This window comes from Paenibacillus sp. FSL K6-1330 (assembly GCF_037976825.1).
Taxonomy (GTDB): Bacteria; Bacillota; Bacilli; order Paenibacillales; family Paenibacillaceae; genus Paenibacillus_AQ.
Genome location: NZ_CP150269.1, coordinates 5,467,201 through 5,481,347, shown reverse-complemented (window position 1 = coordinate 5,481,347; position 14,147 = coordinate 5,467,201). Strand labels below are relative to the sequence as shown.

10 protein-coding genes are annotated in these 14,147 nt (G+C 48.0%); 8 read left to right on the top strand and 2 right to left on the bottom strand.

The window, feature by feature from the left end; genetic code table 11:
- The first annotated feature begins 108 nt into the window (after positions 1-108).
- Positions 109-1,002: a DUF4097 family beta strand repeat-containing protein gene (locus tag NYE54_RS24940; RefSeq protein WP_339266953.1), complete on the top strand. Its 894-nt coding sequence runs from the start codon at positions 109-111 to the stop codon at positions 1,000-1,002.
- 198 nt (positions 1,003-1,200) lie between these two features.
- Here NYE54_RS24940 and NYE54_RS24935 read toward each other — a convergent pair whose 3' ends face one another.
- Complete coding sequence (locus NYE54_RS24935) at positions 1,201-1,902, bottom strand: MerR family transcriptional regulator (protein ID WP_339266951.1); 702 nt, start codon at positions 1,900-1,902, stop codon at positions 1,201-1,203.
- Between the two features lie 201 nt (positions 1,903-2,103).
- The gene (locus NYE54_RS24930; RefSeq protein ID WP_339266949.1) at positions 2,104-2,730 is read right to left on the bottom strand and encodes an ABATE domain-containing protein; all 627 of its coding nucleotides are present in this window, start codon (positions 2,728-2,730) and stop codon (positions 2,104-2,106) included.
- Positions 2,731-3,047: 317 nt separating this feature from the next.
- Here NYE54_RS24930 and uvrA point away from each other — a divergent pair, with 317 nt between their 5' ends.
- From uvrA to NYE54_RS24895, 7 genes are all read left to right on the top strand, one after another.
- Positions 3,048-5,549 (top strand): excinuclease ABC subunit UvrA, encoded by a 2,502-nt coding sequence (gene uvrA / locus NYE54_RS24925; protein WP_339266947.1) that lies wholly within the window; start codon positions 3,048-3,050, stop codon positions 5,547-5,549.
- 30 nt (positions 5,550-5,579) lie between these two features.
- A complete protein-coding gene (locus NYE54_RS24920; protein ID WP_339266945.1) occupies positions 5,580-7,343 on the top strand; it encodes an ABC transporter ATP-binding protein in 1,764 nt (587 codons plus the stop codon).
- Positions 7,344-7,438: 95 nt separating this feature from the next.
- On the top strand, positions 7,439-7,828 hold the full coding sequence (locus NYE54_RS24915) for a tautomerase family protein (RefSeq protein WP_339266944.1): 390 nt from the start codon (positions 7,439-7,441) through the stop codon (positions 7,826-7,828).
- 392 nt (positions 7,829-8,220) lie between these two features.
- Positions 8,221-9,123, top strand: coding sequence for a LysR family transcriptional regulator (locus NYE54_RS24910; RefSeq protein WP_339266942.1), 903 nt, complete (start codon positions 8,221-8,223; stop codon positions 9,121-9,123).
- Positions 9,124-9,773: 650 nt separating this feature from the next.
- Complete coding sequence (locus NYE54_RS24905; RefSeq protein WP_339266940.1) at positions 9,774-10,529, top strand: basic secretory protein-like protein; 756 nt, start codon at positions 9,774-9,776, stop codon at positions 10,527-10,529.
- A 141-nt stretch (positions 10,530-10,670) separates the two neighbouring features.
- Entirely contained in the window at positions 10,671-12,440 is a 1,770-nt protein-coding gene (locus NYE54_RS24900) for a histidine kinase (RefSeq protein WP_339266938.1), read from the top strand.
- A complete protein-coding gene (locus NYE54_RS24895; RefSeq protein ID WP_339266937.1) occupies positions 12,418-14,052 on the top strand; it encodes a response regulator in 1,635 nt (544 codons plus the stop codon). The genes NYE54_RS24900 and NYE54_RS24895 overlap by 23 nt, the downstream gene beginning before the upstream one ends.
- Positions 14,053-14,147: the final 95 nt, after the last annotated feature.

Sequence of the window (14,147 nt, the reverse complement as noted above, 5' to 3'; positions counted from 1 at the left end):
CGTCCCAGACTAAGGTCCAGGAAGAAACTGGTCCGTGGCAGCGTGTTAACTTTTTCCTTCACGATATAATGGACATATACATACACAGGAATGGACGTGGAGGATTTTATGAGAAAACATAGCATGATGGCAGTGAAAATTTCATCGCTGTTGATATTTGCCGTGCTGGTCGGATGTGACGCCGCCCAAAATGCGGATGAAGCGGTAAATCGGGAGCTTGATAAATTAGCGCAAGTCGGGAATATAGCCGGCGATTCAGCACTTGCTATCAGTGATCATGTAAAGCGGGAAGGGAAAGAGTTCGAGTTGACGACGGCTCAGGAAGTCGGCACAGCCGAGGGACTGGCCATCGACCATGCCGTAGGCAATGTGGAGCTCATCGCTGCACCCGGTGATGAGATCAAAGTGAAAACGACCGTGTGGTTTAACGAAGGCTTCTTCAAGAATGACAACATTCGTACCCAGGTTACGGAGCAGGCCGCTACTTCCTTTACGCTCAAGGACGACATCCTGGAATTAAGAACGCACCCTATGGAGGACTCCAGCAAGAGTTTATGGGATTGGTCGCAGAAGCAATTTGGCGACTCCGGATTCATGATAGATTATGTGATCGAAGTACCGGAAGACCTGCAGCATATCCGCATCAAGAATGATGTTGGGAAGATTCGGGTGAACGAATTGAAGGGGGATTTTGACCTTCAGTTGGGAGCCGGGGAAATTCAGCTCGCCAAAACGGAAATCACGGGCAATTCCAAGATCGTATCCGAAGCGGGCAGTGTTAAGCTGGACCTTGAGCAGATCGATAAGGACAGCACGCTGACGGCCAATACATCGGCAGGCAGCATCACGGCCATGTTTGCGCCGTCCATGAAATACACGCTGGATACCGAAACCGAGCTTGGACAGATTACTGGAGCAAGCCGGGGTCAGAGTGACATAAACGGCGGCGGAGCGAAAATATCCCTGACGACCGCCCTTGGTTCCATCAAAGTTAATCCATAAGCGGCACATGATAGCTAAGAACATGCCAGACTCCATAACGAGCTAATCTCTAGGAATAATCGGGGAAAACTCTTCAAATCCCCCTAGTACATAAGGTTATCAAGGATCAATAAATATACAAAAAAACAAACACGGATGGAGCTTTCGTGTTTGTTTTTTTTTGTATGTGTAAACCATAGCGCGAATTGGAAGTGGGGCTTACATTAACTTCAATACTTGGCACAGCTGATATAGATAGTGCACGCCGCGTATTTGGTTATGGTTGCGGTAATTGAGGTAAACCAGCGTGTCCTTGAGCACCCGTCTGGCGTTATGAACTTGATGATGCTCGAGCTCATGCAGTACATCCTTAATGACTTCAAGCGGATAATTGGCTGAGCGAAGAATCCGAATGATCATGATCTGCCGGATCTGCGCGCCATCGAACTTCCGGTAGCCGTTATCCTGATCCCGAGGCAGATTAAGGACGCCTTCCTTCTCCCAGTGGCGGATGGCCGAGGTAGGAACGCCGGTCTCTTCCGCAACCTCCCCGATAGTCAACTCTCTTTTCCGGCCACGGGCATCGACAACGTCAAGCTGCTCGGTTTCCAGAATGCGGATGGTCCGCTCCGCGAGGATTTTATCCTGCTGCAGATTGGCCTGGACCTCGCTTACGATCCACAGCGCTTCATCCAACTCGTTCTCCTGCAGTTTGATCATCACTTGCTTTGTAACGTCTACGCCGAAACCGGGAAACATGGCTCTGATGCATTCAAAGTAAGCGGCATGCTCCTCGGTATATATCCGGTAACCGTTCGGAGCACGCTTCGCAGGAGGGACAATTCCCCATTTTTCATAGTGCTTGAGCGCACTTGTGGTAACCCCCAGTTTCTTGGCGATATCAATCGGTCTGATACCCATGACGGTCCCCCTTGCCTCATGCGGATCTGCCTGAATCCTTTTTCTGGGGGATTGTATCATGAAGCATGGCTCAATGAAAAGCCTGCCGGGAAAATTGCGGATCCTCGTCTTGATCTATGTCATGATGAGTGCCGTTCCAAAAATGTTTTAACCTGTAAAGTATTATTTTGGGTATTAAAAAAGGAATCTTAGATGGTTTATCTAAGATTCCTTCGTTTGCTGCTGTTTCTGACGCTCCAGATAAGCCGCGACCTTCATGCGGTTTCCGCATGTTTTGGGGCTGCACCAGCGCTTTTCGCCTTTTTTGCTATTGTCGTAAAAGCGAAGCACGCACGCCGGATTTTCGCATGTTTTCACCAGTTTCAAGTCATGGGTAGTTAAAAAATCAACGGCAGATGCGGCGATCGGGGTTAACAGATCCAGCGGCTTGCGAAACAGCATCCGGCTTTTGCGGCTGTACGTGCTGCCTTCTGCCACAAGCGTTGTGCGAGTGATTTGCTCCTGCAGCAGCCCATTGACAAACTGTAGACTTGCCTCCGTTGAGGTTTCGTTCACACTGCCCGGCTGAATCAGAATAAAGAGGTGATCGCGGAGCAATCTGGCGGCTTCCACGATCCCGGCTTCCTCCTCGGAGCCAGTCCATACCGCCTTGCGCAAGTTTCGCTCTACCTCGGTCAGCAGGTTAGCCTTGACCTGCCAATCCAGTAAAGCCTCGAAGTCATGCAGCAAATCCAGCGGCTGACCGTTGACAGCAATCTTGGTATTGACGAAATCCAGTACGGGATGGTTGCCAATAAAATAAAATTCGGGTGCGATTTTTTTCGGCATAGGTACCGCTCTCCTCAGAACACACGATAAGTACTTATTTGTAGCCCATTATATAGTCCATGCTGTGTTTACACAAATGAAACGGCACCAAACATTATACATAAACCTTAAAGCTCCGTGACGGCTTTTGATTTCCAAAACGGCGATAGATCAACCTTTTTCTGTTTGGAATTTTGTACTTGCATCAATGTTGTAAGATGGGTTTGTAAAATGAAGTATTGGAGCTAAGGTTCCAAAATGAAAGAGTATCCGAAGCGAGTTTTATGGCGAAGGTTCTCAATGAAGCTCAGCTCCACAAAACTTTAGGAGGTTTGGAAATGGAAGGAACGATTAAGATTCGCGGTGCCCGGGAGAACAACCTGAAGAATGTTTCGCTTGAAATCCCGAAGTACAAACTGGTTGTCATGACAGGGCCGTCCGGCTCCGGGAAGTCCACGCTCGCAATGGATACACTGCAGCGGGAATGCCAGCGGCAGTACATGGAATCCATGGGCATGGTGTCGGACTCGGTCAGCAAGCCGAAGGTGGATTCGATTGAAGGACTTTCCCCGTCGATCAGCGTGGGACAGCACATTACGAACCGGAATCCAAGATCCACCATCGGAACGGTGACGGATATCTACACGCTGCTTCGAATTCTGTTTGCCAAGCTTGGTGAACGTACTTGTCCGTCCTGTGGCGATACGGTGATGCCTCATGTGGATGGAGAAGCCTATCACGGACTGGCGGATGAGGAAGAGATCAGCGATTCTCACGAGACGGTTCATTGTAGGCGATGCGGCCATGGTCTCGAAAAATTGACGATGTCGCATTTTTCCTTTAACAAGCCGGAAGGCGCATGCGAAACATGCAGCGGACTCGGTCAAACGGTGAGTCTGAACATGGATGCCGTGTTCCGTCCGGAATTAAGCCTAAGAGACGGTGGGGTGGCAACGTGGTACAGCGCTCTTACCGATTATAACACCAGCATTCTGAAAGCGGCAGCCAAGTATTACGGGTTCGCATTCGATGAGTTCATGCCGCTTCGGGATTATGACGATGTTCAGCGTGATCTCCTGTATTTCGGTGTAGAGAGCGAGCAGTTCAGCCGGCATTTTCCTGAGATGAAGCCGCCGAAGTCCGTAGGACAAGGCAAGTACGAGGGTGTAGTCACCGGGATATGGAGAAGGTACCGGGAGAAGGGGAGCGAGTCCGGTGAAGCCTCCCTGTATCATGAGCATGTCTGTCCGGATTGTCACGGAACGAAGCTCAAGGAGAACAGCCGCCGCGTCCGGGTAGAAGGAGTCTCCATTAACGAAGTCAACGCCTGGTCGATCGGGGAAGCCTTGAATTGGATGGAGGCACTGCTGAAGAAGCTGACGGAGGACCAATTAACGATTGTGGAACCGCTCATTCATGATTCCGTCGTGAGACTAAAGCGCATTTTGGATGTGGGGCTGGGTTACATGTCCATGGAGAGGCAGGTTGTCACGATGTCGGGCGGAGAAGCCCAGAGGCTTCGGCTCGCATCGATTCTGGGATCAGGCCTCACAGGGGTGCTTTACATTTTGGACGAACCGACAACGGGACTGCATCCCAAAGATACCAGGGGACTCATCCAGGTTCTGAAACAACTGAGGGATCTCGGCAACACGGTCCTCGTCATCGAGCATGACGAAGAAGTAATGCGGGCCGCTGACCATATCATTGATATCGGACCGGGTGCGGGAACGATGGGCGGTACGGTTGTCGGTCAAGGAACGCTGGAGGAATTGATCCAAAATCCCAAGTCTGTGACCGGATCCTACTTCCGGGATAACACGATGCTTAACGCGCCGAGTCAGCGCAGGGCTGGAAACGGAAGGCTGCTGACGATCGAGGATGCACATTTAAGAAATCTGAAACATATCACGACCTCTTTCCCGCTCGGCTGTCTCATATCGGTGACAGGTGTATCGGGATCCGGTAAATCCACGCTTTTGTTTGATCTTCTGGCGGAATCCGGAAGCGATCAATCAACTCCAATCGGCTGCAAGGCCATCACGGGTTGGGAATCGGTAGGGCAACTGATTACGGTTGACCAATCACCGGTATCCCGAATGCAGCGCTCCAACATTGCTACGTATACCGATGTTTACACCCATATCAGAAACTGGTACGCTAGCTTGCCGGAAGCCAAGGAAAGTCAATTGACGGCCAAGCACTTTTCCTTTAACACGCAAGGTGGGCGATGCGAGACATGCCAAGGCCTTGGCGTGGTGTCCGTGCATATGCACTTCCTTCCGGAGCTGGAAGTACGTTGTCCGGATTGCAAGGGCAAGCGGTTTAAGGAACAGGTTCTGCGCGTGACCTATAACGGTTACACCATCTCCGACATTTTAGATATGACCATTGAGGAAAGTCTGTCGATTCTGGAGGATCGACCGAAAATAATGGAATTGACAAAGCTGCTCTGCGATGTCGGACTTGGGTATTTAAAGTGGGGGCAATCGGTGAGTACCTTATCCGGCGGTGAGGGGCAGCGGATTAAATTGGCCAAGGAACTGAGCAAAAAAACGAAGAATCACACGCTGTATTTGCTGGATGAACCTTCAACCGGGCTTCACCCAGGAGATGTCCGGCAGCTGCTCGTTCTGCTCAACCGCTTGGTGGACGCGGGGAACACTGTGATTTTGGTTGAACACAATCTGGACTTGATCTGGAAATCGGATTGGATCATCGATATCGGACCTGGCGGAGGAGCTGCCGGCGGGTCTGTGGTGGCGACAGGAACGCCTGAAGACGTGGCGGCTGTGGAAGCCTCGTTTACCGGCCGTTTTATCAAAGAAATCTATATGTGACGGATGGATGCGAAAAGGGAGGAATTCCATGTGGAGCAAACCGTAGAAGAAAAGGGTAAAGTTACAAAAACCACGATTCGATATTTTTTGAAGCTTCTGCGTTCTTCGGGTATCCCGAAGCTGGTGCTCTTTCTGGCCATCGTGCTCAGTTTGGTTGGTGCGGTGACGGGACTGGTCGTCCCGCTCATCACCGGCCAATTCATCGATAATTTTGCGGCAGATTCGTTCAATATTCGCATGGTCGGCTTTTTGGCCGTTCTGTTCCTGCTGGAAGCCGTGGCGAGCGGACTTTCCTATTATATGCTTGCCTATGTCGGGAACCAGACGGTCAACAAAATTAGGAAACGGCTCTGGACCAAGGTGCTGGCCTTGCCGGTTCCGTTCTTTGACAAGCATCGCTCGGCAGAAACGATGAGCCGGGTGACCAACGATACAAACGAAGTGAAGACGCTGATCACGGATCATTTGATTGCTTTTTGCTCGAATCTATTGACCGTTTTGGGGGCCGTTGCAATCTTGTTTTACTTGGATTGGCGGATGACCCTCATCATCCTGATTGCCGTTCCGGTAGGGTTCGGCATATTAATGCCCATTGGCGGGAAGATGTACAAAATCTCCATCAGTATGTATGGACAGCTGGCACAGCTGTCCGCCATGCTGACCCAGGTGATCGGCGAGATTCGCCTGGTGAAAGCCTCCAATGCAGAGCGGAGGGAGGAGAAAAGCGGGTATGACGATATGGACAGTCTGTACCGATTCGGCATGAAGGAAGCCAAGATCAATTCAGTCCTGATTCCGTTGATGTCGATGGTCATGGTTGTGCTGCTGGTGGTCATCATCGGATACGGCGGCGTTCGCGTCTCTTCAGGGGCACTCAGTGCAGGCGAACTGGTATCGTTTATTCTGCTGCTGTTCCAGATCATGTTTCCTTTCAGCCAGTTTGCCACTTTCTATTCCCAGCTCCAAAAAGTGATGGCGGCAACCGAGAGATTGCGACTTATCCTCGAATATGAGCCGGAGAGCGACGATCGTGCGGTGCGCATGGCACCGGAAGGGCATCGGGATGTTGAATTTAAAGAGGTGACGTTTGCTTATCATGAAGGCGAGACCATTCTGTCCGAGGTATCCTTTGCGATTCCTGCCAAGAAGGTCACCGCATTGGTAGGGCCGAGCGGCAGCGGCAAAACCACGGTGTTCTCCTTGATTGAGCGATTCTATGCGCCATCCGGCGGGGGGATTTACTTTGGCTCGGAAGCGATCCGTGATTATACTTTGGAGTCCTGGCGGCGAAAGCTCGGGTATGTGTCCCAGGACAGCCCGCTGATGACCGGAACGATTCGGGACAATATCGTCTATGGACGGGAAGAGCCGGTCTCCGACGAGGAAATTGCTGAAGCGGCGAGATTGGCCTATGCGGAGGGATTTATCGAGGCTTTGCCGAAAGGATATGACACGGAGGTTGGGGAGCGAGGCATCCAGTTATCCGGAGGTCAGCGTCAACGGGTGGCGATTGCAAGGGCGCTGCTTCGGAAGCCGGACATCCTGCTTCTGGATGAAGCGACAGCAAGCCTGGACAGCGACTCCGAGCATGAAGTGCAGAAGGCGCTGAACAATCTGATGGTCGAGCGTACGACCGTGGTCATTGCCCACCGTTTATCGACTGTCGTCGAGGCTGACCAGATTATTGTTCTGGAGAAGGGCCATATTACGGGAAGCGGGACGCATGAGGAATTGATCCGGAACCATCCATCCTATGTAGAATGGGCGAAGAAGCAGTTCCAGACCGGGGAGTAGGACCATACAGGAAGGTTTTTATACTGCTCGAGTCGAATAGAAATATTAGGTAACATAGCCTGAGCTTAGATGAGAATAGAGGAGATGAGCAGAGCATGGCGCAGATCAAAATTTACGGCGTCCGGGATAAGTTGAACCAAGTCAAAGAGCAATTATCGGAAGTGATACACGCATGCGTGGTCGAAGCGTTTGAACTTCCGGCGGATAAGAAATTCCATCGGTTTTTTCCCATGAACAGGGAGGATTTCCACTTCCCTGACGGGAGAACGGATCGCTATACCGTGATCGAGATCAGCGTATTTGAAGGTCGTACTGTGGAGGCCAAGAAACATCTGATTCGATTGTTATTCGAACGGATTCAGAATACGCTGCATATCGCACCACAGGATGTGGAGATTACGTTATTTGAGACACCGCAGCATAACTGGGGAATCCGGGGGCTTCCGGGGGATGAACTGGCTCTGGGTTATAAGGTGAATATTTAGAGACTTAGTTAGTTTTTACGAATGCAAACAAGCGCTTAATTACCAATAACTTCGAAGAAGCCTGGTGATTGGCGCTTGTTTTTTTGTTCATCGTGTCTATTGACGGTGGCACTCCCGATTTCGTAATGCGTAACCCCCCTCATGTATGAGAAACATCGACAGTCCAGCCGCGTTTGTTGGATCTGATATAGATGTTCCACCAGATCACTTCTTATGATGGAAACGGGTTATAATGGTTCTAAAGTTGATACAGCAGTTTCCAAACCGATTGGTGCTTTCGATTGCTAGCCGGATTCCATCTGCTCACGGTGATCCATCCAAGTACAAAGCGAACCTTGGCAGGGTCGGTGTTTCCGTTTTTTGAACATGAAATATAAAAGGGGGGCTCGTCTTTGACCTTACAACAATTAAAATACGCCATTGAGGTAGCCAATCGAGGCTCGATGAATGAGGCGGCTAAACGCTTGTTCATTTCCCAACCCAGTCTGTCCAATGCAATCAAGGATCTGGAAGAGGAGCTTCGCATTACGATATTCGAGCGCACCAACAAAGGCATATCATTGTCCAAAGAGGGCGCGGAGTTTCTTGGCTATGCACGGCAGGTGGTAGAGCAGGCCGAGCTACTGGAGGGGCGTTATCTGAATGCGAAGCCTTCTCCGCAGCATTTTTCGGTATCTACACAGCACTATGCTTTTGCGGTCAATGCCTTCGTGAATCTGGTTCAGGAATACGGACAGGACGAATATGAGTTGGCACTGCGGGAGACGAAGACTTACGAAATCATCCAGGATGTCAAAACTCTGCGCAGCGAGATCGGCATTCTATACCTCAATGAATTCAATGCCAAAGTGATCAACAAGCTATTGAAGGATGCAGGGCTTCAGTTTACCAGCTTGTTTACGGCGAGACCGCATATTTTTATCAGCATCAAAAATCCGCTGGCGAAGCAGTCCATCGTGACCATTGACGAGCTTCAGAATTATCCGTATTTATCCTTTGAGCAGGGGGAATACAACTCGTTCCACTTCTCCGAGGAAATCCTCAGCACGTTATCCCATAAAAAAAGCATTCGGGTCAATGACCGTGCAACCCTGTTTAATCTGCTGATTGGTCTGAACGGTTACACCATTTCGACCGGGGTGCTGAGCGCCGACCTGAACGGGAACGAGATTATTCCGGTTCCACTCGCATGCGATGAGACGATCAACGTCGGATGGATCAGTCATAAGAATGCGACCCTGTCCAAGCTTGCCGCAGCTTATGTCGAGGCGCTGCATGAAGCGATTGCCACCTGATTTTTTCGATATAGCATCAATAGACTATAGCTGGCTATAGTTTATTAGAGTTACTGAATAGCGACAGCAGAATGATATACCTCTCTTACAGAGAAATTTTTTTTGGTGAGGGAGAGAAGAATCCAACCATGCGCAGTTGCGAACGGCGCTGGAGCGTTTCGATTGTCCTAGAGGAAAACTTAATGCTTTCCAGCGTTCGGCACGGGAAAGAAGCGGCATGGAATCCGTGTTGTTCGGGGATGAAAAGCTTAGAATGTCAATCGAGTACCAGGTAGAAGGAATCATCGGGATAAAGGCTTGTAAAAACCGGCTGTCGGCTGCATGAATCGGCAGCAGGTTCATGTAAAAATTGGTCATAACAAAATCAAGAATAGTCAGTGGAGGATTGTATCGGTGAGACTTATAATCTGTGTAATAAAGCAGCTTACAGGATCCGTTGGTTGCTTTATTACAGGATGATAGGATTGACAAAACGAAGTGATCGATGAGTCATGAGAAATTAACATACAAGGAAAGGAGGGAAATAGTTTTTAGCAAATCAACATGATTTCATGCTGAATAAAGGTCATACTGCTTAAAGATAGAGTCTTCTAGAATCATATATTCTATCTATCAAATCTGTATAATAGATTTAGGAGGAGCGATATTTCATGAAAAGGCTGTTGAGCAGTGTAGTCTGTGTGGGTATACTTTTAAGTCCTTTAAGCACCCAAAATGTTTTAGCAAATGAAAGCGCTATTAAATCTCATGTTGCTGAATCTGGGGGACAATATGAAAAACGTGGATATATCCTAGAAGTGATTAATGAGGTGGATGATCCAGCAATCGATCCTATTATTAGTGAATTTGTTCAACTATATTTTGATGTCTATCCAAAATTAGTAACAAAGTATGCTGCTGACCCAAAAACTGCAACCCAAAAAGTGATATTAAAATTTGATCCTACGTACGATGGGGTAGCATATGCTGATGCAGATGCTGGAATGATTGTTGTAAGCTCTAAATGGATCCTTAATCGTCCATGGGATTTAGGGCTATTTACACATGAATTATCTCACATTGTTCAAGCGTATCCAAGGTATGACGATCAGACATGGTGGATTACAGAAGGAATAGCAGATTATATTCGATATGAATACGGACCTCATCATGAAGGTTGGAAATTTAGGGAACCCAAAGAAACTGATAATTATAATAGCGGTTATGGAGAGACTGCACGCTTTTTATTATGGATCGAACAAAACAAGAATAATAAAGTAGTAGATATATTAAACAAACAAATGCAACAGAATACTTTCCATATTCATGATTTTGAAGAAATAACAGGGCAATCGGTTGAAGATTTGTGGGCGGAATACATTCTCAATCCTTATGTGAAAACCAAATATAAAATTAAAACAGAGTAAAGAAAGAACCTGTCAGTAATCAAAAATGGGAAATAAGCGGGAGATGTGTCAGTTAGACTTATAATGGGTTAATAAAGCAGCTTACGGAATTCCGTCGGTTGCTTTATTTCTTTCATGGGATACTAGGGGGTAGGGAAACAAGTGCGGCTGCGGAAATCATCTATATATCTCAACTTGGTATTAACCTTTTTATTGTCGATTATTCCAATGTATACCTTAAGTCTATACATCAACATGTCAGGTGCGGCAAGCGTCCGCCAGGAAATTACGAATTCGATGCAATCCCGGGTTCATTTCTACCTATCCTCGTATGAAGCCGAGTTGAGCCGGGTGACCAAATCCATGCGGGATTTCATTAATGACGGCGACTTATCCACTTTAAGCAATTTGTACCCGAACATTCCCACCTTTGAACGGTTTAATATGTTGAATAGGTTGGAGAGCAAGCTTTTTCTCTTGAATAATTCTAGCCAGTATATTTCAAGTTCGAAGTTGTACATCCCCTCGATGGAAATTACGATTCATGGGAGCGGCTATGACGAGGCAGCCATGACGGCTAAGGAAATAAGCGAAATTCGCTCTGTGCAATATAAAACACTGTCGCCTTTTACCATGCTGAACGACCGTCTCTTCATGGGCAGCTTATTCCCCTTAGGACTTACCGCTGCGCAAGCGCCGACTTCGGTCATTAAGGTTGAGATTTCTTTAAAAAGCCTGAGAGACGTACTTAAGCAAATCCCCAATACAGCGGAAGGGGGGGCCGTGTTATTTGCGAGAGAGCAAGATTGGCATATCGCTTCCTCCCAAGAAGCCCGAGAGGCTGCGCTTATTCAAACCTTGAAGAAACAATGGGAGAATAAATCGGGCGATCATAAAGCGGGAAGCGAACGTCTCAAGATTGACAATCGGTTCTACCTTGTCACGTACGAACCATCCGAGATGCTGGATGCAACCCTGCTCGTGTATGTGCCGGAGAAACAAATTCTCGATCCCCTTAGTCATTATTTCGTGATGCTGTTAGTGCTGTCCGTATTATCAATAACAGTAATCATCTTCTTCTCTTATTGGATTTATCGGATGATCCATAAACCTCTGCGTTCCCTTGTATCCGCTTTTCGCCGCGTGGAGAGCGGTAATATGGACATTTCGATCCCCTACAAGACGGCCTTTGAATTCGGTTACCTGTATCGGCAGTTCAATGCTATGATCAGCCGACTGAATACGTTGATTCAGGAAGTGTACGAACAAAAAATTCATAGCCAGCGCGCGGAGCTGAAGCAGCTGCAGTCGCAAATCAATCCGCACTTCTTATACAACAGCTTTTTTGTCCTGAAGCGCATGATAGCGGCGGGTGACAATAAAAGCGCAATTAGCTTTGTTGAACACCTGGGAAATTATTTTCAATATATTACGAGAAATGCGGATGATGAGGTAACGCTGGAAGCGGAGTGGCTGCACGCCCGTAACTATGCGGAAATCCAGATGGTCCGTTTCCGCAAGAGACTGCGGACCGATTTTTTCGATAAGCCGTGCACGTATGCTTCTTTGAATGTACCAAGGCTTATCATTCAGCCTCTTCTGGAGAACGCCTACCAGTACGGACTGCAGAACAAGATTACGGACGGAATCATCCGAGTTTCTTTTGAAGTAAAGATGGAACTGATTTGTATTGCCGTTGAGGACAACGGAGAAGAATTGACTGACGAGCAATTGAGTATGCTTGAAGCCAAACTGAATTCTCATAATGAACATATGGAAACGACGGGATTAATCAATGTGCACCGGCGTCTGCAATTGAAGTTCGGGACCGATGCCGGCGTCCTTGTTAAGCGCAGCTCCCTTGGCGGGTTGCGAACCGAGATATGCATTCCGATCAGGGAGGTGCCGAATGTATCGATTGTTGATCATTGACGACGAAGATGTGATTGTGGACGGGATGGCCGATCTGTTTCAAGAGCAAACAGACATGGAGCTGGAGGTGTATTGTGCCTACAATGTGTTAGAGGCGATCGATTGGCTCGAGCGAAGGAAGATTGACATTGTGCTGTCTGATATTCAGATGCCTGGATTAACCGGACTCCAACTGCAGCAGCAAATTATAGAGCTTTGGCCACGTTGCAAGATCATTTTCCTGACAGGCTATAACGAATTTACCTATATCCACGAAGCGATGCGAAACGGATCGTTCGATTACGTGCTTAAAACGGAGACCGACGAAACCATTATCAGATCCATCAAGAAAGCAATCGCGAAGCTGGACGAAGAGATGGACATGCATAGCACGCTTCAGAAAACAACGCTTTTGCTGCAGCGGGCGCTGCCTTATATTCAGAAAGAATACCTCCGCGATATTCTTCAAGGAGAATCTTATGCGCTCGGCAACCTTCACAATCAGTTTACTCAGCTGTCCATTTCACTCCACTCTACCAAACCCGTTCTTTTAGTTGTAGGCCGCGTAGATGAATGGCAGGAGGGCCTAAGCACATTCGACCGGGCCTTGATCCTATATGCGGTGCAAAATATTTCAGAAGAATTGCTAGGTGTTTCGGCGCGTGTCGCTTTCACAGATTACGAACGCTTCCGCATGGTTTGGTTCATTCAACCGAAATCGGATGCTGAAGATTCGTGGGATCAAGTCCTTAGGTTAGTCCAAGGTACATTGGAGCAAATCCAACATACGAGCAGGCAATTACTCAAGATCAAACTCTCCATTATAGTAGCCAGCAAGCCTTGCGAGTGGGAGGAACTGCCTCTCCGCTTTATAGCGATTAAACGCTTATTCGGATATGGGCTTGGCTTGGGTCAAGAGCTATTATTGACCGACCAAGCCTATGGTACGGATCACGGCCGACTCGAATCAGTAAAAAGTCCCTTACAGACCCATTTGTGGATCGATTTAAAAAATGATTTGGAAGCCGGACGGCGTGAAGCCTACTTGGCTGCATTTGATGGGATAACCGCGCTGCTTGCTGCAGAGGATGAGCAGACCGAGAAAGCCAGAACGGAGTGGTACTATACGTTAGTCGTGATCTACATGTCCATTTTGAATTACAGCTCTGTCCTCCGCCTGGCAGCCGAACAGATGGACCTGGATAAGCTGACGAAGATGCAAGCCCATAAGACATGGCGCTCGGCGTTTGATTATTTACGAGAATTAGCGGAATTGATTATTAATCATCGATCTGAGGGACATACGAACTCCGAGAACGACGTCATCACGAAGATTAAGAAATATATACACGAGTATTTGAACGGAGACCTTTCCTTAACTCGTTTAAGCGATATTGTATCGCTCAACCCATCGTACTTATCAAGATTATACAAGCATCATACAGGGGAGTCGCTTACAGAGACGATCAAACAAGTCAGGCTGCAGAAGTCAAAGGAGCTCCTTAGAAATCCCGGCATTCGGATGAGCGATATTTCGGAACGTGTCGGGTTCTTGTCCGAACGATCCTTTTACCGGTTCTTTAAATCGATCACTAACCTGACTCCGCAGGAATATCGCGAACTGCAGAAGTAAATTTTGGTCACAACAAGTATAGATGCGTCAGTAGATAGCGCACAAACCATCCTTCTATAATACAGAGGAAGGGAGTAATACAACACTATACGATG